The organism is Pseudomonas sp. B14-6 (assembly GCF_013260315.1).
GTDB lineage: Bacteria > Pseudomonadota > Gammaproteobacteria > Pseudomonadales > Pseudomonadaceae > Aquipseudomonas > Aquipseudomonas mandelii.
Map to the genome: position 1 here is coordinate 3,737,583 of NZ_CP053929.1, position 26,471 is coordinate 3,764,053.

19 protein-coding genes and 1 pseudogene are annotated in these 26,471 nt (G+C 61.0%); 11 read left to right on the forward strand and 9 right to left on the reverse strand.

The genetic code is table 11. From position 1 onward, the window contains the following. The first annotated feature begins 82 nt into the window (after positions 1-82). Positions 83-1,801, forward strand: a complete 1,719-nt coding sequence (locus HP062_RS17145) for a C13 family peptidase (protein WP_172791773.1) — start codon at positions 83-85, stop codon at positions 1,799-1,801. Between the two features lie 27 nt (positions 1,802-1,828). Continuing rightward, positions 1,829-2,470, forward strand: coding sequence for an oxidoreductase (locus HP062_RS17150; RefSeq protein WP_010467351.1), 642 nt, complete (start codon positions 1,829-1,831; stop codon positions 2,468-2,470). Positions 2,471-2,587: 117 nt separating this feature from the next. Here HP062_RS17150 and HP062_RS17155 read toward each other — a convergent pair. The 4 genes and pseudogenes from HP062_RS17155 to HP062_RS17170 form a co-directional block, all read right to left on the reverse strand. After that, positions 2,588-2,871, reverse strand: a pseudogene (locus tag HP062_RS17155) (YceK/YidQ family lipoprotein). Beyond that, positions 2,864-3,496, reverse strand: coding sequence for a flavin prenyltransferase UbiX (ubiX, locus tag HP062_RS17160; RefSeq protein ID WP_010467349.1), 633 nt, complete (start codon positions 3,494-3,496; stop codon positions 2,864-2,866). The pseudogene HP062_RS17155 and the gene ubiX overlap by 8 nt, the downstream one beginning before the upstream one ends. Further along, complete coding sequence (gene mpl / locus HP062_RS17165; RefSeq protein ID WP_172791774.1) at positions 3,493-4,842, reverse strand: UDP-N-acetylmuramate:L-alanyl-gamma-D-glutamyl-meso-diaminopimelate ligase; 1,350 nt, start codon at positions 4,840-4,842, stop codon at positions 3,493-3,495. The genes ubiX and mpl overlap by 4 nt, the downstream gene beginning before the upstream one ends. Positions 4,843-5,025: 183 nt before the next feature. Further along, a complete protein-coding gene (locus HP062_RS17170) occupies positions 5,026-6,939 on the reverse strand; it encodes a sigma-54-dependent Fis family transcriptional regulator (RefSeq protein ID WP_172791775.1) in 1,914 nt (637 codons plus the stop codon). Positions 6,940-7,255: 316 nt separating this feature from the next. Here HP062_RS17170 and HP062_RS17175 point away from each other — a divergent pair, with 316 nt between their 5' ends. The 9 genes from HP062_RS17175 to HP062_RS17215 all read left to right on the forward strand — a co-directional run bounded on the left by HP062_RS17175 (position 7,256) and on the right by HP062_RS17215 (position 16,690). Then, positions 7,256-8,776: an aldehyde dehydrogenase family protein gene (locus HP062_RS17175; protein WP_010467346.1), complete on the forward strand. Its 1,521-nt coding sequence runs from the start codon at positions 7,256-7,258 to the stop codon at positions 8,774-8,776. Positions 8,777-8,891: 115 nt separating this feature from the next. After that, positions 8,892-10,340 (forward strand): ethanolamine permease, encoded by a 1,449-nt coding sequence (gene eat / locus HP062_RS17180; RefSeq protein ID WP_172791776.1) that lies wholly within the window; start codon positions 8,892-8,894, stop codon positions 10,338-10,340. Between the two features lie 51 nt (positions 10,341-10,391). Then, positions 10,392-11,786, forward strand: a complete 1,395-nt coding sequence (locus HP062_RS17185; protein WP_172791777.1) for an ethanolamine ammonia-lyase subunit EutB — start codon at positions 10,392-10,394, stop codon at positions 11,784-11,786. An 8-nt stretch (positions 11,787-11,794) separates the two neighbouring features. Further along, on the forward strand, positions 11,795-12,619 hold the full coding sequence (gene eutC / locus HP062_RS17190) for an ethanolamine ammonia-lyase subunit EutC (protein ID WP_172791778.1): 825 nt from the start codon (positions 11,795-11,797) through the stop codon (positions 12,617-12,619). 120 nt (positions 12,620-12,739) lie between these two features. Continuing rightward, positions 12,740-13,198, forward strand: coding sequence for an N-acetyltransferase (locus tag HP062_RS17195; RefSeq protein WP_010467342.1), 459 nt, complete (start codon positions 12,740-12,742; stop codon positions 13,196-13,198). Positions 13,199-13,436: 238 nt separating this feature from the next. Further along, positions 13,437-14,093, forward strand: a complete 657-nt coding sequence (locus HP062_RS17200) for a DedA family protein (RefSeq protein ID WP_010467341.1) — start codon at positions 13,437-13,439, stop codon at positions 14,091-14,093. A 6-nt stretch (positions 14,094-14,099) separates the two neighbouring features. Further along, positions 14,100-14,912 carry a zinc-dependent peptidase gene (locus tag HP062_RS17205; protein WP_010467340.1) on the forward strand — a complete coding sequence of 271 codons (813 nt, stop codon included), beginning with the start codon at positions 14,100-14,102 and terminating at the stop codon, positions 14,910-14,912. Between the two features lie 273 nt (positions 14,913-15,185). Then, complete coding sequence (gene ppa / locus HP062_RS17210) at positions 15,186-15,713, forward strand: inorganic diphosphatase (RefSeq protein ID WP_008052339.1); 528 nt, start codon at positions 15,186-15,188, stop codon at positions 15,711-15,713. 230 nt (positions 15,714-15,943) lie between these two features. Beyond that, entirely contained in the window at positions 15,944-16,690 is a 747-nt protein-coding gene (locus HP062_RS17215; RefSeq protein ID WP_102593823.1) for a S24 family peptidase, read from the forward strand. Between the two features lie 404 nt (positions 16,691-17,094). Here the strand turns inward: HP062_RS17215 and HP062_RS17220 are convergent, their stop codons facing one another. Genes HP062_RS17220 through HP062_RS17240 form a run of 5 tightly spaced genes read right to left on the reverse strand, consistent with a single transcriptional unit; the run spans position 17,095 to position 26,444 of the window. Then, positions 17,095-17,910 (reverse strand): YfaP family protein, encoded by an 816-nt coding sequence (locus HP062_RS17220; RefSeq protein WP_172791779.1) that lies wholly within the window; start codon positions 17,908-17,910, stop codon positions 17,095-17,097. A gap of 3 nt (positions 17,911-17,913) precedes the next feature. Next, on the reverse strand, positions 17,914-19,533 hold the full coding sequence (locus HP062_RS17225; RefSeq protein WP_172791780.1) for a DUF2300 domain-containing protein: 1,620 nt from the start codon (positions 19,531-19,533) through the stop codon (positions 17,914-17,916). A 1-nt stretch (position 19,534) separates the two neighbouring features. Continuing rightward, positions 19,535-24,100, reverse strand: coding sequence for an alpha-2-macroglobulin (locus HP062_RS17230; RefSeq protein WP_172791781.1), 4,566 nt, complete (start codon positions 24,098-24,100; stop codon positions 19,535-19,537). Then, a complete protein-coding gene (locus HP062_RS17235; RefSeq protein WP_186353740.1) occupies positions 24,097-24,699 on the reverse strand; it encodes a DUF1175 domain-containing protein in 603 nt (200 codons plus the stop codon). Before HP062_RS17235 ends, HP062_RS17230 begins: the two co-directional genes overlap by 4 nt. Positions 24,700-24,731: 32 nt before the next feature. Next, positions 24,732-26,444, reverse strand: a complete 1,713-nt coding sequence (locus tag HP062_RS17240; RefSeq protein WP_010467334.1) for a DUF2138 domain-containing protein — start codon at positions 26,442-26,444, stop codon at positions 24,732-24,734. Positions 26,445-26,471 lie beyond the last annotated feature (27 nt).

Sequence of the window (26,471 nt, forward strand, 5' to 3'; positions counted from 1 at the left end):
TCGCGCCGTGTCTCTGCCGTGTCTCTATAAATGCGACACATAGCTGCGGCATACTCCGTCGCATAATTGCCCGGATCCCGCTATGCGCTCACTTGCACTCCTCGCCCTGACCCTGTTGCTCACCGCTTGCGGCGATGGCGAATCGCTGCTGCCCCCGGATGCCCGCTTGCCGGACGGCGGGCGCTATCGCGGTGATCTGGTCAACGGCTTATTGCAAGGCCAGGGCCGCATCGACTACCCCAACGGCAGCTGGTACGCCGGCGAGTTCGACAAGGGGCAATGGCATGGCCAGGGCGAATGGCATGGCAGCAACGGCGAAGTCTATCGGGGCCAATTCAATCAAGGCCTGTTTGACGGCAAGGGCACACTGACCACCAGCGGCAGCAGCTACACCGGCGGATTCAAACTCGGCCGCCGTGACGGTGAAGGCACGCTAAAAGAAAACACGATGACCTATCGCGGTGAATTCAAGGCCGATCAATATTCAGGGCTCGGGCGTCTCGAACTCGACGACGGCAGTTCCTACCAGGGCCAGTTCGCCAACGGCAAACCCAACGGTGAAGGCCAGCGCGGCGACGCCAGTGGCAATCAGTTCACCGGGCACTTCAAGGACGGTCAGCTGGAAGGCAACGGAACCTTCAACAGCGCCGACGGCGACATCTATGTCGGCGGCTTCAAGAACAATCAACTGCACGGCAAGGGCCGCTACGAAAACGCCGACGGCGATGTCTGGCTGGGCCAGTTCAAGGAAGGCTCGCTGAACGGCAAGGGCGAGTTGATCGGCGCTGACGGCAGTCATTACATCGGCCAGTTCAGCGACTGGCGCTTTACCGGCCAGGGTCGATTGAACCTGCCCGACGGCAGCTTCTACATCGGCCAGTTCGACAATGACAGCTACTCGGGGCGCGGCACCCTGGTGCTCACCGACGGCACGGTGCAAAGCGGAACATGGGTCAATGGCCAGCGTGTTCGCGATGCCGACGGCAAGTTGCTGCCCGACACCCTGGAGCTCGGTTTGCTGGCCCAGGGCCGGTTACTCGATGACGCTCTGTCCAACGTGCCAGCCTCGACCCCGATGGTCGAGCTGTACACCTTGACCCTGGGCGGCGACGGCAAGCAGAGCGTGTTCCTGCGCGAGTCCGATTACGTCAGCAACATGCTCAGCAGCCGCTTCGGCGCCTTCGGCCAGATCCGCCTGGTGAACCATCGCGATCACCTCGTCGACCGGCCGATGGCCACCCGGGAAAACCTGCGCCGCGCCGCGATGACCCTGGCCGAACGCAGTGGCCCGGAAGACTTGATCTTCATCTACCTGACCAGCCATGGCAGCAGCGAACATGAACTGGTGCTCGACCAGCCGCGCATGGAGCTGGCCGACCTGCCGGCCGACGAACTCGCCGCCGTGCTCGCGCCCTTGAAGAACCGCGACAAGATCGTGGTGATTTCGTCCTGCTATTCCGGCGGCTTCATCCCCGCGCTCAAGGATGAACGCACGCTGATCATGACCGCCTCGCGCGCTGATCGGGTGTCCTTCGGTTGCTCGGAAGAAGCCAATTTCACCTACTTCGGCGACGCGCTGTTCGCCCAGGCGCTGAACCAGACCGACGACCTGGAGCATGCCTTCAAGCTGGCCAAGGCCACGGTGGCAGAGCGTGAACTCGCTGACGGCTTCGAGGCCTCTGAACCGCAGCTCTGGGCGCCGAAAACGGTCCTCTCGCACTGGCAACTCTTGCGCAAACAGCAGGCACGAAAAGCGCTACAAAGTGTCTCTATCAGCAGCAAGGATGCAAAGAGCAACTAAGCTGAACAGTATCAAGGGGGAAACACTATGTACTTGACGCCTCAGCATGTACTGCTTGCCGGAGCTACCGGGTTGACCGGCGAACATCTGCTTGATCGCCTGCTCAATGAGCCAACGATTTCAAGGGTACTGGCCCCCTCACGCCGGCCACTGGCCGAGCATCCCCATCTGGAAAACCCGGTCGGCGACGCGGCGGCGTTTCTGCCGCAACTGAACGGTCGCGTCGACATCGCCTACTGCTGCCTCGGCACCACAATCAAGCAGGCTGGCTCCGAACAAGCCTTTCGTGCGGTCGACCTGGACATGGTGGTGGCGTTCGCCAAACGTGCACGGGAAATGGGTGCCCGGCACCTGATCGTGATCAGTGCCCTGGGGGCCGATCGCAGATCCTCGATTTTCTACAACCGGGTCAAAGGCGAGATGGAGTACGCATTGCGCGCGCAGGACTGGCCGCAGCTGACCATTTGCCGACCTTCGTTGTTGCTGGGCGATCGACTGGAACCGCGCACGGCCGAGCAACTCGTCGGGCCGTTGTCGCGCTTGATCCCTGGCAAGTACCGCGGCATCGAAGCCTGCCAACTGGCCCGCGCCATGTGGAGACTGGCGCTGGAAGAGCAGGATGGGGTACGGATTGTCGAATCGGATGAACTGCGCAAGCTAGGCAAATAATCCTTTGGTGTCTGAGAGGGCGCCTTCGCGGGCAAGCCTCGCTCCTACACAGGCAACGGAGAACCCGTAAGAGCGAGGCTTGCCCGCGAAGGGCGCACACCGATTCAAAGCCGAACGCTACAACCCGCCCGTCGCCTGGAAACTCACCCCGATCACCGTCAGCAATGACAACGGCAATAACAGCGTGTCGAGCAACGCGCTGGCCGGCAGGTCGACGCCGGGGTAGCTCGGCGCTTCGGCGCCGAACCGGTCCTTGGCGCAGCAACCGCCATTCATGGCATACAAATCCAGGCGCGTCCCCGCGTACACCACTGGCGCCCCAGGCTTGGCCGCGTCCAGCGTGCGCGCCGTGGCGCAGCCCCCAGTTGCAGGGCCAGCAGAACAATCAGCAGCTTATTCATCGCTGCTCAAATGGTGTTCACCCCAGCGCGGCAGCATGTCTTGCGGGATGTTCAGCAGATTGAGAATCCGCGCCACGACAAAGTCGATCAAGTCATCGATCGTCTGCGGCTGATGATAAAAGCCCGGCGACGCCGGCAATATCGTCACGCCCATGTTCGACAGCTTGAGCATGTGCTCCAGATGAATGCTCGAATACGGCGCTTCACGCGGCACCAGAATCAGCTGGCGACGCTCTTTCAACGTCACGTCGGCAGCCCGCTCGATCAGGTTGTTGCAGGCACCAGTCGCGATCGCCGACAACGTCCCGGTGGAGCACGGCACCACCACCATCGCCGCGGGCGCACCAGACCCCGAGGCCACTGGCGACATCCAGTCTTCCTTGCCGTACACCTTGATCTGCCCGGCGGCCGCACCGGTGTATTCAGTGAGGAAAGCCTGCATCGTCTGCGGTTTGGCCGGCAGCGTGACGTCAGTCTCGGTAGCCATCACCAGTTGCGCCGCCTTGGAGATCAGGAAATGCACCTCGCGGTCTTCGCGGATCAGGCAGTCGAGCAGACGTAAACCGTACTGGGCGCCCGAAGCACCCGTCATCGCGAGGGTGATGCGTTCCGGGCCGTTGTTCATTGCAGCGCCTCGGCGAGTTTGCCGTGCAGGCCGCCGAAGCCGCCGTTGCTCATGATCACCACGTGGGTGCCGGGCTGGGCCTGGCTCTTCACGCGCTCGATGATGCCTTCCAGGGAGTCGCTGACGATCGACGGCACCGTGCACAACGCGGCGGTCGCGCCCAGGTCCCAACCGAGGTTGGCAGGGGCATACCAGATCACTTGATCGGCATCGACCACGCTTTCCGGCAAGCCGTCGCGGTGAGCGCCGAGCTTCATGGAGTTGGAGCGCGGCTCGATGATCGCAATCAACGGCGCATCACCGATGCGTTTGCGCAGGCCGTCGAGGGTCGTCGCAATGGCCGTCGGGTGGTGAGCGAAGTCGTCGTAGATGGTAATGCCGCGAACCTCGGCGACTTTCTCCATCCGGCGTTTCACGCTTTTAAAGACGCTCAATGCAGCGATGCCCATCGACGGTACAACGCCGACGTGGCGAGCAGCCGCCAGGGTGGCCAGGGCGTTGGCGACGTTGTGCTGGCCGGTCATGTCCCAATCGACGACGCCTTGGGCAATGCCTTCGAACATCACTTCGAACCTGGAGCCGTCTTCGCTCAGCAGCTTGACCTGCCACTGACCGCCGGCACCGGTGGTTTGCACCGGGGTCCAGCAGCCCATCTCGATGACGCGCTGCAACGCTGGCTCGGTGGTCGGGTGAATCACCAGGCCTTCGCTCGGGATGGTTCGCACCAAGTGGTGGAACTGCCGCTCAATGGCGGGCAAATCCGGGAAGATGTCGGCGTGATCGTATTCCAGGTTGTTCAGAATGGCCGTGCGCGGGCGGTAGTGAACGAACTTGGAGCGCTTGTCGAAGAACGCGCTGTCGTACTCGTCGGCTTCGATGACGAAGAACGGTGTGTCACCCAGACGCGCCGACACCGAGAAGTTCTGCGGCACGCCGCCGATCAGGAAGCCCGGGCTCATGCCCGCGTGCTCCAGGACCCAGGCAAGCATGCTGCTGGTGGTGGTTTTACCATGGGTGCCGGCGACGGCCAGGACCCAGCGACCTTGCAGCACGTGGTCGGCCAGCCATTGCGGGCCGGAGACGTAGGGCAGGCCTTTGTTCAACACGTATTCGACGGCCGGGTTGCCGCGCGACATGGCGTTGCCGATCACCACCAGATCCGGCGCCGGATCGAGCTGGGCGGGGTCGTAGCCTTGGGTCAACTCAATGCCCTGCGCTTCAAGCTGAGTGCTCATCGGCGGATAGACGTTGGCATCGGAGCCCGTCACGTGATGGCCCAGCTCTTTGGCCAGAACCGCCATCGAACCCATGAAAGTGCCGCAGATACCAAGAATATGAATATGCATAGTCGACCTCGTAAAACATGGCCGCAGGTTAGCGTAGGGTGGGAAAATTCGCACCTTTGTTTCGGGTCAACGCAAAACCCGCAGGAGCGAGGCTTGCCCGCGAAGGCCATAACACGATTCCGCCAGTACACCGCGTAATCGTTCTTCGCGGGCAAGCCTCGCTCCTGCAGTGTGACGGCGTGCCTAGCGGGCGATGCCGTGTTTACGCAGTTTTCGATAGAGGGTGTTACGGCTGACGCCGAGCTGCTCGGCGGTATGGGTCATGTGCCAACGGGTCTGCTCCAGCGCATTCAGCAACGCCAGCCGCTCGGCATCGTCCAGCGGATGTTCGGAAGTCTCTTCAACGGCCACAACCGGCACCGGTCGAACCTGACGAATCATCACCGGCAAATCCTCCAGCCCGATCCGCCCGTTGTCACACAACGCCGCCAAGGTGCGCAGCACATTGCGCAACTGCCGCACGTTCCCCGGCCAGGCGAAACCCAGCAAGGCTTGCCGGGCCGGCTCATCGATCAGCACCGTCTCCGCGCCCGCTTCCTCGGCCAGCAGAAAATCAAGCAACTGCGATTTATCACTTCGCTCACGCAACGCCGGCAATGCGATCTCCAGCCCATTGAGCCGGTAATACAAATCCTCGCGGAAGCTGCCGTCCTGCACCCGCTCCAGTAAATGGCGGTGAGTGGCGCTGATGATCCGCACATTGACCGACTCCGGCTCGCCGCCAATCGGCACCACCTGACGATCTTCCAGCACCCTTAATAGCCGGGTTTGCAACGCCAACGGCATGTCGCCGATTTCATCGAGGAACAGTGTGCCGCCGTCCGCCTGCTGCAACTTGCCGCGCATGCCTTCCTTGCGCGCGCCGGTAAAGCTGCCGCCGCGATAACCAAACAGTTCGCTCTCGATCAGGCTTTCAGGGATCGCCGCGCAGTTAAGGGCGACGAAGGCCTTGTCGGCCCGCTGGCTGGCCTGATGCACGGCTTTGGCAAAGGCTTCTTTGCCGGAACCGGTTTCGCCATTGATCAACAGCGGCACGTCTCGCTCGAAAACTCTCAAGGATTTTCGGAAATCTTCCTGCAACGCGGCGTCGCCCAGGCAGATGCCCGACAGGCGCGGACGCTCGGCAATTGTCGGACCTGGCACCACCGGCACCGGAATGCTGCGCGGCTGCCCGCGCAACACGGCAAACAGACTCCGCCCATCACGGGTGCGCAACGGCCAACTGGCGCTGGCGTTGACACTGGCGCGGCCGAGCAAGTCATCCAGCGAGCAATCGAAAAACGCCTCCACCGGCTTGCCCAGCAATCCACCGCGAATATGCCCCAGCAAGTTCAGCGCACTCTGGTTGACCGCGCTGATCCGCCCTTCCCCGTCGAACGCCAGCAAGCCTTCGCTGAACAGCCCGACGGATTCGGCTTGCAGGTGAAAGCGCAGCAACCATTGATTGTCGAAGTAGCGCAGGAAATAGCAGCTCTCGATCATCTTCGCCGAGAGATTGACCAGGGCCATGGTGTGGAACTGGCTTTGACGTGAGACTTCGTGACGCGCCGAGGACACATCGAGAACCGCCAGCAGCTCGCCGTGAGGGTCGAACACCGGGCTCGCCGAGCACGTCAGGCCGGTGTGGCGGCCGCGAAAGTGTTCATCCTGGTGAATGGTCAGCGACTGGCGCTCCACCAGGCAGGTGCCGATGCCGTTGGTGCCTTCGCAGGCTTCGCTCCAGTCGGCGCCAAGCCACAGGCCGGCGCGCTCGAAGATTTTCCGTTCGGCCGGTGCGGTGACGCAGTTGAGGATCACCCCACGGGCGTCGGTGAGCAGCACGGCGTGGCCGGCGCCGGAAAGTTGCTGATGCAGACTGGTCATTTCGCTGCCAGCAATGTGCAGCACTTGCTGCAAGCGTTCGCGGCTTTCCAGCACCCGCCCATGTTCCAGCACCGTCGGCGCCATCGTCAGGGCCGGGTCGAGGTGATAATCCTCAAGGCAGCGCAGCCATGAACGGGCAATGGACGGGTCGCTGCCAGGACCGTGCAGGTGGGATTTGCCCTGGGTGACGGTCAAGACTTGTTGGGCATGGCGACTCAAATGGTTGTCGTGCATTTCTTATTGTTCTCTCCGAGAGCTGTGCTGAACCCCATCAAGGGCTGACACACATCTTGTGGCCCAGCATCCTCCAGCCATCGGCGCATTGCAATGCTGGCAAGACCGCCCGGTCACAAGCTGTGCCACAAGCGGTACAAAGTGTCACGAGGGCTGTACCGGAATCGTCACAGGCGCCGCCCGCCCGTCCGACAAAAAACGCGCAAGACCTTGATTTGCCTGACCTGCAGGGCAGTGGCCCGACCTTTGCTCTACGCTTATAGCAAGCGCACATGCGCTCTCCCTTATAAGCACAAAAAGCCAAGGAGAAATCACCATGCGTTACGCTCACCCCGGTACTGAAGGCGCTATCGTTTCGTTCAAGAGCAAATACGGTAACTACATCGGCGGCGAGTTCGTCGCGCCTGTCAAAGGTCAGTACTTCACCAATACCTCGCCCGTGAATGGCCAACCGATTGCCGAATTCCCGCGCTCCACGGCCGAAGACATCGACAAAGCCCTGGACGCCGCCCACGCCGCTGCCGATGCCTGGGGCGCCACGTCCGCCCAGGCGCGCTCGCTGGTGCTGCTGAAAATCGCCGACCGCATTGAACAGAACCTGGAAGTCCTGGCAATCACCGAATCCTGGGACAACGGCAAAGCCGTGCGTGAAACCCTCAACGCCGACATCCCGCTGGCCGCCGACCATTTCCGCTACTTCGCCGGTTGCATCCGCGCCCAGGAAGGCAGCGCCGCCGAGATCGATGGCAACACCGTGGCCTATCACATCCACGAACCGCTGGGCGTGGTCGGGCAAATCATCCCCTGGAACTTCCCGATCCTGATGGCCGCCTGGAAACTCGCCCCGGCCCTGGCCGCCGGTAACTGCGTGGTGCTCAAGCCTGCCGAGCAAACCCCGCTGGGCATTACTGTGCTGATGGAGCTGATCGGCGACCTGCTGCCGCCCGGCGTGCTGAACGTCGTTCAAGGCTTTGGCAAAGAAGCCGGCGAAGCCCTGGCCACCAGCAAACGCATCGCCAAGATCGCCTTCACCGGCTCGACCCCGGTCGGCTCGCACATCATGAAATGCGCCGCCGAAAACATCATTCCGTCCACCGTGGAGCTGGGTGGCAAGTCGCCGAACATCTTCTTCGAAGACATCATGAAGGCCGAACCTTCCTTCATCGAAAAAGCCGCCGAAGGCCTGGTGCTGGCGTTCTTCAACCAGGGCGAAGTCTGCACCTGCCCTTCCCGCGCGCTGGTGCAGGAGTCGATCTACGACGACTTCATGAAAGTGGTGATGAAGAAAGTGCTGTCGATCAAACGTGGCGACCCGCTGGACACCGACACCATGGTTGGCGCCCAGGCGTCCGAGCAGCAATTCGACAAAATCCTGTCGTACCTGGAAATCGCCAAGGGCGAAGGCGCCGAGCTGCTGACCGGCGGCAAGGTGGAAAAACTCGAGGGCAACCTGGCGACCGGGTATTACATCCAGCCGACCCTGCTCAAGGGCACCAACAAAATGCGCGTGTTCCAGGAAGAAATCTTTGGCCCGGTGGTGAGCATCACCACCTTCAAGGACGAAGCCGAAGCCCTGGCCATCGCCAACGACACCGAGTTCGGCCTGGGTGCCGGCCTCTGGACCCGCGACATCAACCGCGCCTATCGCATGGGCCGCGCCATCAAGGCCGGTCGTGTGTGGACCAACTGCTACCACCTGTACCCGGCGCATGCCGCGTTCGGTGGTTACAAGAAGTCCGGCGTCGGCCGTGAAACCCACAAGATGATGCTCGATCACTATCAGCAGACCAAAAACCTGCTGGTGAGCTACGACATCAATCCGTTGGGCTTCTTCTAAACCGACTGTCGCAGGCAAGCCACTCTCCTTGTGGGAGTGGGCTTGCCTGCACATTGGGCCTTCGCTCCCACCCGGCAACCACGCCGGTCAAAAACAATAAGAACAGGTGAAACCTATGCCTAGCGATCAAGCCAGCGTGCAGCCGGCTACCTCCTCGGTCGACTTTGAAAAAGTCGGCTCCGACTATTTCCAACAACGGGAACTGAAAAAAGGTGCAGCAGGCTGGGTCCTGCTGGTGGGTCTGGGCGTGGCCTACGTCATCTCCGGCGATTACGCGGGTTGGAACTTCGGCCTGGCCCAGGGTGGCTGGGGCGGCATGTTTCTCGCTACGTTACTGATGGCGACCATGTACCTGTGCATGTGCTTCTCCTTGGCGGAACTGTCGTCGATGATCCCTACCGCGGGTGGCGGCTATGGTTTTGCCCGTAGCGCATTCGGACCGTGGGGCGGTTTTCTGACCGGCACCGCGATCCTGATCGAATACGCCATCGCTCCGGCGGCGATCGCGGTGTTTATCGGCGCCTATTGCGAGTCACTGTTCGGCATTGGTGGCTGGATGATTTACCTGGCGTTCTACATCATCTTTATCGCCATTCACATTTTCGGGGTCGGCGAAGCCCTGAAACTGATGTTCGCTATCACCGCCATCGCCGCGCTGGCATTGGGCGTGTTCCTGGTGTCGATGGTGCCGCACTTCGACGTCGCCAATCTCCTCGACATCCCGGTGACTGACGCCAAGGGCGCCAGCAGCTTCCTGCCTTTCGGCTACGTCGGCGTGTGGGCGGCAATTCCTTACGCGATCTGGTTCTTCCTCGCTGTCGAAGGCGTGCCGTTGGCAGCAGAAGAAACCAAAAACCCGAAACGCGACCTGCCCCGCGGCTTGATCGGCGCCATGCTGGTGCTGGTGAGCTTTGCCCTGCTGATTCTGGTCATCGGCCCGGGCGGTGCGGGCGCCAATGCACTGCTGACCTCGGGCAATCCGTTGGTCGAAGCATTGAGCAAGGCCTATGGCGGCTCGACCTGGATGGGCCACTTCGTCAATCTGGTGGGCCTGGCCGGGCTGATTGCCAGTTTCTTCTCGATCATCTACGCCTATTCGCGACAGATCTTCGCACTGTCCCGCGCCGGCTACCTGCCGCGCAAACTGTCAGAAACCAACAAGAGCAAGGCGCCCGTACTGGCTCTGATTATTCCCGGCATCATCGGATTCGGCTTGTCACTGACCGGTCAGGGTGACTTGCTGATTCTGGTAGCGGTGTTCGGTGCGACCATTTCCTACGTCCTGATGATGGCGGCGCACATCACACTGCGCATTCGACGCCCCAAAATGGATCGGCCCTATCGCACGCCCGGCGGTATTTTCACCTCCGGTGTAGCGTTGGTGCTGGCTTGCATCGCCGTAGTAGCGGGTTTTCTGGTAGACCCACGCGTAGTGATTGGCGCTGCGATCATCTATGGAGTGTTAATTGCTTACTTTGCTTTCTACAGTCGGCATCACTTGGTAGCAGGCACGCCCGAAGAAGAATTCGCGGCCATTCAGAACGCTGAAAAAGCCCTGCACTAACGGCCAGAAATTACGGCGCAGGCCCTGTCTGCGCCGTCACGGAGAATCTGTATGGCAAGTTTTGCTCACACGGTCGGCGCCCTGACCTTCCGTTTCGACAGCCTCAAGGACGTCATGGCCAAGGCCAGTCCGGCGCGCTCCGGGGATTTTCTGGCCGGCGTCGCCGCCCTCAACGATGGCGAGCGCGTAGCGGCGCAAATGGCCCTGGCTGACATTCCGCTGACTCACTTCCTGCAGGAAGTACTGATTCCCTATGAGGCTGATGAGGTCACCCGACTGATCATCGACACTCACGACAAACATGCGTTCATGGCCGTCAGCCACCTCACCGTCGGCGGCTTCCGCGACTGGCTGCTGAGCGACGCGGCTGACGAACAGAGCCTGCGCGCCCTGGCGCCCGGGCTGACCCCGGAGATGGTCGCCGCTGTCTCGAAGATCATGCGTGTGCAGGATCTGGTGCTGGTGGCGCAAAAGATTCGCGTGGTCACGAAATTCCGCGGCACGATGGGCTTGCGCGGGCGTTTATCCACGCGCCTGCAACCCAACCACCCCACCGACGAACCGGCCGGCATTGCGGCGAGCATTCTCGACGGCCTGCTGTATGGAAACGGGGACGCGATGATCGGCATCAATCCGGCCACCGACAGCATCGCGTCGATCTGCGCCATGCTGGAAATGCTCGACGCAATCATTCAGCGCTACGAAATCCCGACCCAGGCCTGTGTGCTGACCCACGTCACCACCTCCATCGAGGCGATCAATCGCGGGGTTCCGCTGGACCTGGTGTTCCAGTCGATCGCCGGCACCGAAGCGGCCAACGCCAGTTTCGGCATCAACCTGAATGTCCTGCAGGAAGGTTACGACGCCGGGCTGAGCCTGAATCGCGGCACCCTGGGCCAGAACCTGATGTATTTCGAGACTGGCCAGGGCAGTGCCCTGTCAGCCAACGCCCACCACGGCATCGATCAACAGACCTGCGAGACCCGTGCCTACGCTGTGGCGCGTCATTTCAAGCCGTTTTTGGTCAACACCGTCGTAGGATTCATCGGCCCGGAATACCTCTACAACGGTAAACAGATCATCCGCGCCGGCCTTGAAGATCACTTCTGCGGCAAGCTGCTCGGCGTACCGATGGGCTGCGACATCTGCTACACCAACCACGCCGAAGCCGATCAGGACGACATGGACACGTTGCTGACCCTGCTGGGCGTCGCCGGGATCAACTTCATCATGGGCATCCCCGGCTCCGATGACATCATGCTCAACTACCAGACCACCTCGTTCCACGACGCCCTTTACGCCCGCCAGACCCTGGGCCTGAAACCGGCGCCGGAGTTCGAACAATGGCTGGCGAGAATGGGCATCCTGACCCAGGCGGATGGCAAGATTCACTTCGGCGCCAGCCTGCCGCCGGCCTTCCGTCAAGCCATGGCGCAATTGGGATGAGCGTTGAAATGGATAAACCATCTGTTAACCCAGAGAATCCGTTGCTGGAGCTGCGTCGCCTGACCCCGGCGCGGATTGCCCTGGGCCGCACCGGCACCAGCATGCCGACCAGCGCGCAACTGGATTTCCAGTACGCCCACGCACAAGCCCGGGACGCGGTGCACTTGCCGTTCGATCATGCCGGCCTCAGCTCGCAACTGGCCGAGGTCGGGCGCGAGAGTTTGCTGCTGCACAGTGCCGCCACGAACCGGGACAGTTACTTGCAGCGGCCCGATCTTGGGCGAAAGTTGAGCGATGAATCGGCGCAGACCCTGCGCGAATACGCGCAGGCGAACCCGGGTGGCGTGGATCTGGTGATCGTGGTCGCAGATGGCTTGTCGGCGCTGGCCGTTCATCGCCATACCTTGCCGTTTCTGGCGCGGATGCAGGAGCAAGTCGAGGCTGAAGGCTGGTCCGTTTCACCGGTGGTGCTGGTGGAGCAAGGGCGGGTCGCGGTGGCCGACGAGATTGGCGAACTGCTCGGCGCAAAAATGGTGGTGATCCTGATCGGTGAACGCCCGGGTCTCAGTTCGCCGGACAGCCTGGGTTTATATTTCACCTACAATCCAAAGGTCGGGCTGACGGACGCCTACCGCAATTGCATCTCCAATGTCCGGCTCGAGGGCCTGAGCTACGCAATGGCGGCACACCGCTTGCTGTACCTGATGCGCGAGGCTTGCCGCCGCCAGCTGTCGGGGGTCAATCTGAAGGACGAAGCCCAGGTTCAGACGCTGGAGTCGGACGCAGGTGCGGACATGAAAGGTAATTTCCTACTGAGCCCGCCGAATGCCTGAACCGTTTCCGCATTGCGTTTCTGTTCCGGTTTCAGGCAGGATCAATGCACGGCTGCCCGAGTGAAGAACCGTTCGCCGTCAGAGCACGTGAAGACAGCCACTTGAAGACGAGACCTATCGATGCGGATTATTCAAGCGACCCTCGAACACCTGGACCTGCTGACCCCATTGTTCGTCAAATATCGCGAGTTTTATGGCTCATTGGCTTATCCAGACTCCTCCCGGGCATTCCTTGAAAAACGTCTGCGCCGCAAGGAATCGGTGATCTATCTGGCGCTGGCCGATGACAAAGACAAGCTGATGGGTTTCTGTCAGTTGTACCCGAGCTTTTCGTCCCTTTCGCTCAAGCGCGTGTGGATCCTCAACGACATCTATGTCGCCGAAGACGCCCGCCGTCAGCTGGTGGCCGACAACCTGATTCGCACCGCGAAGAAAATGGCCAAGGAAACCAATGCCGTGCGCATGCGCGTTTCCACCAGCAGCAACAACGAAGTGGCGCAGAAAACCTACGAATCCATCGGGTTCAAGGAAGACACCGAGTTCAAGAACTACGTATTGCCGATCAGCGACGAGCTCTGATCCTGACTTCTGTGATGAGGGAGCGCGCTCGTTCATCACAGAAAGGGTTATTTATTGTCACCAGACTTCCGGCCGCGCCATAGACATCCCCCGCTACAATCTCGACGCGCGTTTCACCACTCAGCCCGTATAATGCCGGCCTTTTCGGCTTGTAAGAAAAACTACACTCGTCTGTAGGCTTTCGCGAAGTCATCCGCACAGGCCTGCTGAGTCCGGCCGTCACCACAGGTGCCCCTCCATGGATTTCAACCCGATCGACCTTATCCTGCATCTCGATGTTTACCTCGATTTGCTGGTGAACAACTACGGGCCATGGATCTACGCCATCCTGTTTCTGGTGATCTTCTGCGAAACCGGTCTGGTGGTGATGCCCTTCCTGCCGGGCGATTCCCTGCTGTTCATCGCGGGCGCCGTTGCGGCCGGCGGCGGCATGGACCCGGTGTTGCTGGGCGGTTTGCTGATGCTCGCAGCGATCCTCGGAGACAGCACCAACTATGTCATCGGCCGAACAGCGGGCGAACGCCTGTTCAGTAACCCGAACTCGAAAATCTTCCGTCGCGACTACCTGCAACAGACCCACGATTTCTATGACAAGCACGGTGGCAAGACCGTGACCCTGGCGCGCTTCCTGCCGATCATCCGCACTTTTGCACCGTTCGTCGCCGGCGTCGCCAAAATGCCTTACCCGCGTTTCTTTGCCTTCAGTGTCCTCGGCACCATTCTGTGGGTCGGCGGTCTGGTGACCCTGGGTTATTTCTTCGGCAACGTGCCGTTCATCAAGAAAAACCTTTCGCTGCTGGTGGTGGCTATCATCCTGCTGTCGCTGGTACCGATGATCATCGGCGTGGTCCGCAGCCGTTTCGGCAACGCCGCGTCCAAAACCCAATCGCGCTGACCCGCGATGTGGTCCCTGAGCGCCTGGCGTCGCCGGCGCATCCTGGCCAGACACCCGATTGCCGACGACGTGTGGCAGCGGGTGCGCCATCACTTGAGTTTTCTTGACGGCATCAGCGCCGCCGAAGACCAATGGCTGCGTGAAGCCTGCGTGCTGTTCCTGGAAGATAAACACCTGACCGCCCTGCCCGGCGTCGAACTCCATCAGGAACAACGCCTGTTGCTCGCCGCTCAAGCGCAACTGCCACTGCTGCACCTGGGCGATCTGAACTGGTATCAGGGTTTCCACGAAATCGTCCTCTACCCCGACGACTTCCTCAGTCCCCAACGGCATCGCGATGCCAGCGGTGTCGAACACGAGTGGGACGGCGAACACAGCGGCGAAGCCTGGCAGCAAGGCCCGATCATCCTTGCCTGGCCCGGTGTGATGGCCAGCGGCGGCTGGGAAGGCTACAACCTGGTGATCCACGAGCTCGCGCACAAACTCGACATGCTCAACGGCGACGCCAACGGCTTGCCGCCGCTGCACCCCGACATGCGGGTCAGCGAGTGGGCCAAGGTCATGCAACACGCCTACGACGACCTCAATCGGCACCTTGACCGCAATCCGGACGCCGAAACGGCCATCGATCCCTATGCGGCGGAAAACCCCGCCGAATTCTTCGCCGTCACCAGCGAATACTTCTTCAGCGCTCCGGATTTGCTGCACGAGGCGTATCCTCAGGTCTACGAGCAACTGAAGCTGTTTTACCGCCAGGACCCGCTGGCCCGGCTACGGCAACTTCTGGCCGAGAACCCGGTCTATCAGGCACACGACTAGTGCCCAGCCTCACCGATACGTTGCTCTTTTGACGAGTGGTCGTTGTGGTCAGGCAAGGCGCCGCGACGAGTCATAGCTGGCTATGGCGAGGAGCGGCAACGCAGCATGACCGCAACGGACGCCGTCAAAAAGCAACAGTATCGGTGAGGCTGGGCACTCGGGTCTACACGACCTCTGGCACATAGCAACGGTGGCGGAATATGCCTATAATCGCCGCCACTTTTTGGTCAATCCGGCCAAGTGTTTTTGGTCAACTAACGGGGGCACCGCCCAATGAGCTACAGCAAGATTCCGGCTGGCAAAGACCTGCCGAACGACATCTACGTCGCGATCGAGATCCCGGCCAACCACGCGCCGATCAAGTACGAAATCGACAAAGACAGCGATTGCCTGTTCGTTGACCGTTTCATGGCCACCCCGATGTTCTACCCGGCCAACTACGGTTACATCCCGAACACCCTGGCCGACGACGGTGACCCCCTCGACGTGCTGGTCGTTACCCCTTACCCGGTAGCGCCAGGCTCGGTGATCCGCGCTCGTCCGGTCGGCATCCTGAACATGACCGACGACGGCGGCGGCGATGCCAAAGTCATCGCAGTCCCACACGACAAGCTGTCCCAGCTGTACGTCGACGTGAAGGAATACACCGACCTGCCACCCCTGCTGATTCAGCAGATCGAGCACTTCTTCGCGAACTACAAAGATCTCGAAAAAGGCAAATGGGTGAAGATCGAAGGCTGGGCCGGTGCAGATGCCGCTCGCGACGCCATCACCAAGTCGGTTGCTGCCTACAAAGGCTGAGACGCTACTGGCCTCGCGCCTGTGACGACTTGAAAAAAACCCCGGTTGATCCGGGGTTTTTTGTGGGCGTCTATCAAGGGCCTTTTAAACGCAGCGTTTAATTTCAGAACGCTACGTTTTTTCTTGTTTAATTTGTTCCAAATACGTCTTACATCCGGTCGTAAATTTCCCTCGAAATTTGAACGGCTCGTTTATTCAAAGCCCGGCGCAGCAGCCGTAGACTCGTGTTTATGAAAAAGAACACTAGCGGCCCACGGTTTAAAGCGCTCCTCGAAAAAGCGAAAATAACGACGACAGGTTTTGCCGCTTTCTTCGACACGGAGCCGCAAAATATCCATAACTGGTACACCCGCGGTGTGCCCGCCTACCGCATGGAAGAGGTCTCCAGATTACTCTCGGTAAACAGTGACTGGCTCAAAACAGGTGAAGGCCCACAAGACTCCAAACACCTGCGCCTTCTCGACGAGGCCGGCAACACCTTCGACGCCCAGGCCATTCGCGGCATCTACACGGTGGTCGAGCCCTCCGACGTCAAACTGCCCCTCTTCAAGGAAATCCCCATCGCCCCGGGGTCCTGTAAAACCCACGTCGCCGAAGACCCCGGCCAATTCATCCGCCTGCCCAAAAGCCACCTTGACTCTCTGGAAATCAAATACACGGATGTCTTCTGCGTCCACATGATCGGCAACGGCATGGGCGAGCGCATTGAGGACGGCTCCACCCTGGCCATCGACCGCGGACTGACCAAAGTGATTGACGGGGAAATCTATGCCATCGAGCACGACGGGATGCTGCGAATCAAATACCTGCACCGGATGCCGGGCAACGCCCTGCGGCTGCGCAGCTACAACAAAGCTGAACACCCGGATGAAATCTTCAATGCCGAGCAGATTGATAAGCAGAACATCAGGGTGTTGGGGTGGGTGTTCTGGTGGTCGACCCTGAACAAACGGCGGCCGGCGGTGCCATTTTTGTAGCACCGCGCCGTACTCGCGAGCGCTCCCACAGGTATTGCGCAATCCATGTGGGAGCGAGCCTGTTCGCGATGAGGGCGGAACATTCACGCTAAAATTCCGGACGGGGCACTTAATCCCGAGCTCCGATAGCTCTAAGACGCACACCACACTGGGAATTCCCCAAAAAAATCAGTATGCTGCGCCCCACATTTGCGCATCACCCCGCCCCGCGGCTCTGATCGCACCGACAAGGCAGATGACTTTCTCGCCGAGTCCCACAGCCGGACGCAAGATCCGGGTGTACGTTTTGAAGGCTGGTGAGGTTTACCAAAAATGAACCAAGCCAGTCCCCGAGAAGCCGGCCACAAGCCGGCTTTTTAATGCCCGGAAAAAGTAAATAGTGCAGCAAGCTGCTGCACAATTCCTCACGGATAACTAAACCCCTTAACCAACGTCAACTCCCCCACCGCCCGCATCGGCACCAGGAACGTCTCCATCTTCTCATTCGGCGTCCCTTCCTCCGTAATCACCGTCACCTGCGCCGTGGTCAGCGGCTGAACCGCATCCTCCTGCCCCTGTTCATCACTCCGATACCCACCCCCGAAGTAATTCACATAGACGAGGTATTGGCCTTTGATTGGCGCCGGCATGGCGAAGATTTCCGGGCCGTATCCCGTCGTCACGTCGACATCGAGCGCAGCGCCATTGGGAACAGCGCGGTCGCCGTACCAGATGTGGGCGCCATCAGGCGTGATGAGGTGCAGGTCCAGATCCGTCCCATCGCTGTCCCACGCCAGCAGCACGCGCAACTTGGCCGGCGTAGCCCCACCACTGACATTAAGAAACTGCGTCCGAGACCGTTGCAGCCCATCAGGGCTGCGAACTTCAACGCTGTTGCTGCCATTGGGAAACGAGAACGGTCGATCAAAACGCCCAGACGGATCAATCTTCAGCGGCATGCTGACGCCGTTGACGATCAACCGCCCAGGTTCTCTGGACTTTGGCGTGGCGTTGATCTGCCCGGTGATACGGGCGGTATTGGCTTGGCCGACCGGCGTGTTCACCGAGGAGGCTGGATAGTTAACGGTTTGACGAAAGTTTTCACCTTCACCTTCGGACGCGCCAGTGCGCCAGCCACCAACGGGCGTATTGAGTTTCACGCCACTCTCAGCCGCAAAAACTGCGGGCAATACACAAAAAGAACAAAGGAACAGGAAGACCTGTGGATAACGGAGTTTCATGGCCTATTCCAGCAAGAGGTGGCGGGCGAGCCCTTCGATGTAGGTTTCATCCTGGCCGTTGGGGTGTGCTTCGAAGGCCAGGTGCAGGTATTCGTGGGTCAGGTCGAGACGGTCTTGCAGTGACAGCACGCCGCGCACGTAGATGCGCTGGCGTTCGCGGTCGACGTAGGGGCGGCCGAAGGCCAGGCGGCAGACGGCGAAAGTGCTGACGTCGTTGTAGCCGACCTCGCTTTCCAACTGCGCACGCCAGCCGCGGCGTTGCTTTAGTAGCCAGTCTTGCGCGGCGGGCAACGCTTCGCAGGAGGCGACGGGGTTGTCCCAGCGGCTGAGGCTGGCGCGCGGGTAGGCGTGCAGCAGGATGGCGTCGTAGCGCTGGCCGGCGTTGGCTTGTTCGATGGCGTGCTGCCAAGAGAGTTTGTCCGGGCCGGGTTGGTCGGAGTGATAGGTGACGCTGGTGCCGGCGAGGACGAGGTCGCTGGTCCAGGCGGCGATGTGGCGTGACTCGGCGGTGGCCGGGCGTGGGGCGACGCGTTGGCGGTTGCTGCTGTCGTCGATGCTCAGGCAGTCGCCGTGGCGGGTGGCGTTTTGCAGCAGATAGGTTCTGATCGCGACAGCCAGGGCTTTGGCGGCTTCAATGGGTTCGGGTTTGGCTTCCCTTTGCAGGACGCGGGCGACGTATTCTTCACGGTCGAGTCGAGCGACGAGTTTGCCCTTCAGCAAAAACAGTTCGCCGTCGCTGTGGATATCGAGTTGATTGCCGTTGGCGAATTCGACGCGATAGTCGCCCAGCAGAGGCCCGGAAGAAACAACCCGATCCCCCGCAAGAACACGCTCGATCGGATAACGAGAAAACAGACCGACTTCGACGCAACGTCCCGCATCCAAAGGCCACTCAACCGGCAACACAGAAGCCAACACCCCACCGTAGTGACGCAAGACCATTTGACTGGTCCCCCGGCCGCCCGCCCAGATCGGCGTACCGTCCGCCGTCCATCCGGCAAACCCGCCCTGACGCGACGCAGGGTCCTGATCGCCCAACCAGCTCCAGGTTTTCACCCGCAACCGGCCACCGAGTTCGCCGACGACATTGCCGTCAGCGGCGCTTAGCACCACATCGAGCAACACCCGCCGCGCCTGGTCCTGCGCCGGCATCACGGCCAGCACTTTCAGCAATTCAGCCACGGAAACTCGCGTAGAAGGCTGCAACGAAGGCAGGTTCAGCAACCATTCCGGCGCCTGCCGTGCTTGCCAATAATCCCGCCAGCCAGCCTCAGAAATACCCAATCGCGCAGGCTCAAAGTACAAGCCACATGACTTCACTAACGCCTGATCGCGCTCGATCTTGCCGCCAGCAGCGCAGCAATACACTTCCTCTTTCGACTGCCCGCGACACTCGTAAGCGGGCTCACGAGCGCCGGTGTCCACCAGCCAGCCGTACACAAACAACTTCCACAAACTGCCGAGCGGTGCCTGCACATCAGCAGGCAATGGCTCACGTGAAATCACTTGAGTCTGGCTTAACGAAATCAACCCACCCTTGAAGCCCAGACGCAGCGGCTCCTCCTGCGCTGTCGCCAGCGCAGGGATCAAACACAGCAGCCACCAGACCAGCGGTCGGGTCATGTCAGTTGACCGTGGCCTGGCCGAGGGCCGGTTTCTGTTCCTGGGCTTGATGCTGCGGCGCGTAGACCTGAGTGAAACGCACCGGCGGCAGGTTGAATTGGCCTTTCTGCGAGAAGCGCACCAGATGACGCAGGCGCAGTTCGCCGCTCAAGGCATCGACCGGAATCGCATAAGCCATCTGGCCCGGCTCGAAACGCGCTTTCTCCAACGCGGTAGCTTCCGTGCCGGCCTTGCCCATCAACTTGATGCCCCACGTCGTGCGTTCGACATCGGCGCCCGGTGGCAGCGGCACTTCGAGCATGCCGTAGCGCAGCGGTTTCGCGGCTTTGCTGGTGATGATCACTTCGTCCAGGTACAGGCTGTCGCTGGACAACGGCTGGGGGCCGACGGCTTCCAGTTTGAAGGTGAAGGCTTCGTCACCCGGCACCAGACGCGACAGGCGACGGGTGATGGTCACGGCCATCGGATCGACCGGTGGTTGTTTGCTCTGGAAGCTCAATGCCGCTCGCAACGGACGTTCTTGCGTCCCGGTCAGCGACAACACCGCCGGTACGGGTGAAGCGCCCTGCCACGTCCAGTACATTTCACCGGTAGCACCGTGTTGTTTTTTCCAGCCTTCACCCGGCGCCAGTGCGATGGTGGGCGAGGCCTGCTCGATGCTGCGTTGCAACCAGGTCAGCGCCAAAGCGCGCTCCAGGGTCGATTGCTGCGGCAGCAAACGCTGCAACAACGCTTGCGCACGAGCCTGATCGAAGGGCTGTAGCGACAGGTTCAAGGCTTCGGCAAATGGCTGAGAACTGACCGCCAAACGCTGCTGGGCATCCGGCAGTTGACGATTGAATGCGTCCGGCAGAGTCACCTTCGATTGCTTCGCCAACGAGGCAGTCAGCGTACGAGCAGCCGCGAAGCCAAGCGCCGAATCAGGATCGCTCATGACAAGGCTGTCCTCGCCATCTTCCATCAGATTCGCCGCGCTGCCCTCGCCTGCTTTCGCCAGGTCATCCATCAACCCACTGAGCAAGGTGTTGACCGGCAATTGCATCTGCTTGGCGAACGAAAGAATCAGCGCCCGCTGCAGCAACGGCGTGTTTTTCGCCTGCTTGGAATACACCTCCAGCACCCGCTGCCAATGCTCCGGCGGCAGGCTCAGTTCCAGCGCTTTGCTGGCGTGCCAGTCGGCGTAATAGGCGTAGGCAGTGAGGAACGCATCCGGCTCGCCGGCCATGCCCCACCAGGTGAAACTCGCCGAAGGCCCGGCCATTTGCACCAGGCGCAGACGGCTGTTTTGCATGATCAGGCGCAAGCGATCGCGGATCTGCGGGTTCGACGACAAGGTCGGGTACGCAATGCTCAATGGCAGCAAACGACTCGCGGTTTGTTCGACGCCACCGTATGGATAGCTCAGGAGATCATCGAGCGCCGAGCGGAACAGCGCTTGCGGACTGTCATCCAGACGCAAGCGAATATCCGTCGCGTCCACCGGCAAGGTCAACGGCGTGTCACCGCTGGCCACGTCCAGGCTTTGGCTTTGCGTGACCTGCCAGCCTTCGCCGGTCGCGGTCAGGCGCACGGCGAGGGCGTCGGCGGTTTTGCCGTCCTGCACCAGTTCGGCGGTCCACTCGCCGGAGGTCAACGCGAACGCCGGCAGTGCGATGTAGTTGATGCCATTGTTCAGGGTCACCGGCACGCGCTGATCGGCGCCGCCGTAATGGATCACCAACTCGGCCTTGACCGTTTTTTCCGCCTGACTGAAGGCGAACACACCGAGATCCGGTTTGTCGCCATTGCGGAATTGGGTCGGGCCGCTCCATTTCAGGTACAGCGGTTTCTCCGAGCGCAGGAATTGCTTCTTCTGCCCGACCTGCCCGTCATCGGCGATGGCGCGGGCAGTGATGCGCCAGCGGGTCAGCGAGTCCGGCATCTTGAAGGTGAAGCGGGTTTTGCCGTTGGCGTCGGTGATCAACTCAGGTTCCCACGCGGCGGTGTCGACGTCTTCCCGGCGCGGCCGCTCCAGCACTTTCACCCCGCGCTCGCTGCGGTTGGCTTTACCCGGTGCGCCAGGGCTGCCCGGCAACGCAACGTCGTAGCTGATGAACGACAGGCTGGCGCTGGTGCGCACGTTGTTGCGGCGTGGGTGATAGAAGAATTGGTCGATGGTCGGCGCGACTTCCGGTTGCAGCGCGTAGACCATTTCATCGACCACGCTGACCGTCAGGTGTGCCGGAATCGGCTTGCCGGCGAACTGGGTGGTCAGGTCCACCGACACGGTATCGCCCGGCTGATATGCCTCTTTATCAGTGGCAATGGCCACGTCGATCTGCGGCGCGATCACCTTGATGCCGGCGTTCTGGAAGCTGTACTGACCGCCCTTGGTGTACAGCACCGAGAAGGTCAGGTTCGGCGCGAAAGTGTCCTTCACCGGGATGCGCGCGCGGTATTGGGTGTCGCTGAGTTTTTCCATCTTCAGCCAGTCGCCGCCCTTGGACAGCAACGCCGTGGACTCGACCTTGTCACGCTCCAGCGACAGCAATGCATCGCTGACTGGCTCAGGGAAAGTGATCAGCGCCAAGGCTTCGTCGCCCGCCTTGTACTCGGGCTTGTCGAGGACGATTTCCACAGTGCCAGGCACGGCTTTGACGCCATCGCCGGTAACCGAATGGCCGGTGGCGCCGACGACCCGGCCATGGTCATCCTTCAACGTCAGGTTGTAGGTGCCTGGACGGTCGAAGGCCAAGGTGAAGCTTTTATCCGTCGCGGCGAGTTTGCCTTCGCCAGTGCTCTGGTCTTCAAGGCGCACCCAACTGTAGCTGCCCGGCATGACGGCTTTGGCCTGCTCGCTGCCACCCTCATTCAAATAGCTGAACGCAACCTTGTCACCCACTGCGCTGAAGCGCTGCGGTGCACTCAAGCGGAAACTCGCGGCGCCACGGTCGATGAGGATTTCCTTGGTGGTCTTGACCCGATACGCCGCGCCATCGCTGGCAAACACGGTGAGCATGTAACGGCTCGGTTTCTCGGCGGCCGGCAGGTCGAGGGTCGCGTTGCCTTTGCTGTCGGTGGTCAGTTCGGTGCTGGTCAGCTCCACCGGGAACTGACCGAGGTATTGCAGTTCGTTGTCGACCATCGACAGTTGCTGGGCGCGCAGGCTCAGGCTCAATTTTGCGTTCGCCACCGGTTTGCCGTCCGGGTACAGCAGCACCAGGCTGCCCTTGACCGGTTCGCCGGTGCGGTAATCCTGCTTGGCCAGGTTCAGCGAGATTTCGAAATGCGGCTTGATGTATTCGGCTACGCGGAAAGCGCTGCTGTAGGCCTGGTCCTTGTAGCTGAAACGCAGTTCATAACCGCCGGCCACGGCGTTATCCGGCAACTGGAATCGGCCTTGGGTGCCAGCCTTGGAATCAAGCTTCAGCGCCAGCGATTGCAGCGCCGTGCCGGTGGCATCGAGTACCGTCACGTTGACGTCGGCAGCGGTCGGTGCCACGGAATCCCGGGCGTTCTTGAACTCGCGACCGACGATTTTCAGCGACACCCAATCCCCCGGCCGATACAGCGGCCGGTCGGTGAAGGCGTAGAGTTTGGTGTCGTAGATTTCACTGTCGTAATAGAAGTTCTCGGAGACAAACACCCCACCCTCTTCGTCCTCGCCAATCACGAACGAACGCTCGGGGCTGACGTGTTTCAGGCGCAGCAAACCATCGGCATCGGTGGCGCCGCTGCTCATCACGCCGAGGCCATCGGTCCACAGCACATTGACCTTCGGCACCGAACTGCCTTCGTGCTTGCGAGCAGCCCAGACCACCAGTTCATCACCGGCAATCTTGCTCACGGCCACAGTGTTGGAAACGAACACCATGGTGGTCGCACGGTACTTGCCGATCAGCGCTTCCACCAGGTACAGACCGGGTTTCAAATTGCCCAGCGGAATGTAAACGTTGCCCGGCGCGACGCTGACGAACTCACTGGAAGAACCGGCCAGATTCACACCGGTTGGCGGCTGGATCGGTTTGGCTTGCCACAGCGGATAACGGAACTGGCTGACCACCGGCAAACCCGGAATCAGCGCGAATTGCGGCTGAGCGTCGTAAGGCGTGGGTGCGGCAATCGCGCTGCCCATCTTCAGTTCCGGCACTTCCTCGGTGACTTGTTTGCGCGACTCGTAGGAAAACGCCCGCTGCATCACCCGACGGGATTTTCGATACCAGTTGTCCCACAGGTACGCGAGCGTATTCGACAGGCCTTCACCCTTGAACTGACCGTCGCTGACCACGCGGTGCAGGTTCTTCTGGCGCTTGAGGAAATCCAGCGGTTTGTCGATGCGGTACACGCGAATGTCGGCGCCGCCATAGGGCTCCATGCGGAAACGACGGTAATCGCGTCCCGGCGCTTCGAGACGCACCATCGCCTGTTCGTCACTGGCGAAACTGCTGTCCGCCAGCAGGAAAAAGCTTTCACCGGCCACCGGCGTGTAGCCGCTCGGCTCGACGGTGTCTTCGGCGTTGACCGCCGTAAACGGCAGCACCAAAACCAACAGCAGAGGCAGGAAACGCAACATGCGGGCACCGATCATTGGGAGAGAAAGTTCAGTCGATAGACGCCGATGAAGTTGGGGTTGGCTGCGTCGGGTATCCATCGGGTGTCCTTCCATGTCATGAGTTGCTGCAGGCTCGCGGAACGCATGCCGTTGTCAGTGGGGGTGGTGGTGCCGGTGTGATAGGCAATGAAGCGGCCCATCCAGATCATCAGGTGCTGGTCGTCGCCCTGATCGAAAAACATCAGGTCGCCGGGTCGGGCTTGCGCCAGATCGCGACCGACCAGATGGCTGTTGAACTGAATCAACTTGATCGCGTTGACGTAGGGCCCGACCTTTCCGCCGCCCTGCTGCCACTGCTGGGCGAGGCTGCGTTGGGCCTCGCTCAATTGCAGTTCCGGCGGCAGGTAGCGGTTGCTCAGGCCATTGCTGCGCAGCCATTTGTCGTCATGGACTTTCAGCGCTTCGTTGGCGGCGAAGCGCACCAGTCCGGCGCAGTCCTGCTGATACCAGCGCGGGCTGGGGCCTTGGGTCAGCTGCTCCTGGGCGATGCGCACGAACCAGGCGCGGAACACCTGGGATTGCTGCGGATCCAGCGCTGCGGCTTCTCCCGCAAACGCGCGACTGCCCAGCAACATCGCCAGCAGGCCGAGGCCTCGGATAAGTGCGGTCACAGCGCTTTCCACTCCAGCGGCAGCCACTGCCAATGGCCGTCAGGCTCGCTGCCTTCGGGCAAAGTCAGGGCGTACTTGCCATAGCCGCCAAGCTTGCGCAGTTTCGGGATCAGGTAGGTTTGCGCGGCGTTGTAGAACACCGGCTCCATGTCCTGCGGCAGGCTGTCGAGGGTTTCCTGCTGCATCAGTTGCGCCATGGATTCCGGGCCGAAGTAGACCGGCATCAGCAGGTCTTTCGGCACCACATCAGCCATCGGCGGGAAACGTTTGTCGAGGGTGCCGAGGGCCTTGTCCACGAGCTTGTCATCGAGGGAGAACAGCAACGTCGAACCGTGACGCGCCAGGCTGACTTTCATGAACGCCTTGCCGGTGATCGCGTCAGGGTTCTCGGCGTCCTTGGCTTTGTAGGGACCGAAGTTGGAGCTGACCTGGCGCTGCCACTGATGGCTTTGGCCTTCCTGTTTCTCGACCACCGGGAACGCGTGTTCTTCGACGTTGCCTTCATAGGCGCCAACCATCGAGCCGAACAGGTTGCCCAAGTCACCGTCGAGTTTGGCGCTGTCGTCGTCATTCAGGCTGGCCACCAGCAACGGCGTGTACAACCGCGAATCGGCGTACCAGCACAGTCCGGCGGCCCCGGCCATGTGTTCGGTCAGCGCCTGGGCGACGGATTCTTCGGCGCCGAGTTTCACCAGCAGCGGCTTCTGCTGTTCGGCGGCGAGCGGCAGGGCCACGCAAGCGCTGGCGCCCATTGGCATGGCTTGCCAGATCGGTTTGAAATCGAAGTCCGGCTGGTTGTCCAGTTCGTCCATGGCGAGGAAGCTGTGCCAGCCCTTGTCGTCCATGTCGAAGCGCAGGCCGGCGAAATTCGGGATGAAACGCTGGTAACCCATGGCCAGGACGCTAGCGTTGACCGACAGGCGTTGTTTCACCTCGGGCGCGCGCGGTGGCAGGCCGAAGGCTTCGGGGAACAGTTTGTCGCCGTTGAGCAACGCGGCGATGGACTGGGTCGAGACGCTGCCCGGTTCTTCCGAAGCTCCGCCTTCTGAATCGTAGAGTTTGGTCGGGTTGGAAAGCACCACCAGTTTGTCGCCATGGGAGGCGAACAGCAGCGCCTTGCTGGCGTTGTAAGTGAGTTGATAAAGCGTCACATCGTCGGTGCCGACTTTCACTGTGGCGACGGTGGTCAGCTGCGAATCATCCAGCGCCACTTTCGCCAGCGGCTCCAGCACCTTGGCCAGCCCACCGCGATCCATCACCAACAAAAAGTCTTTCAGCCGGCCGTCCGCCCCACGCCACAACGCTACATCCGCCGGTTGGTCGAAGAGCTGCTCGATCAAACTGTCCTGCAACTTCAGGTCATGTTCATAAATGATCCGCCGCAGACTGCCGATCAGGCCGAGGCGATCCGCATGCGCTTCGTAATAGAAGACGAAATCCTCGGTCAGGGTTTCCTTGAGGAACGGCACCGCCAGCAAGTCTTTGGGCAATTGGCTCAGGGAATGGGTTTCGAGCAGACCGTCCGGGCGGCTCATGCCCAGCTTGTCGCTGGCCAGTTCGGCCGGTGGCGCCTTGGGTTTGTGCATGAACCAGCCCAAGCCGGCCGCGACGCCAGCCACCAGGATCAGCCCGACCAGTAGCGCCGGCCAGCGGCGAGGAGTTTTGGCAGCTGGCGTTTCGGCGGCCGGAGAAACAGTGTTATCGCTCATGTTCACAAAACCCGATGTCATCCGTGG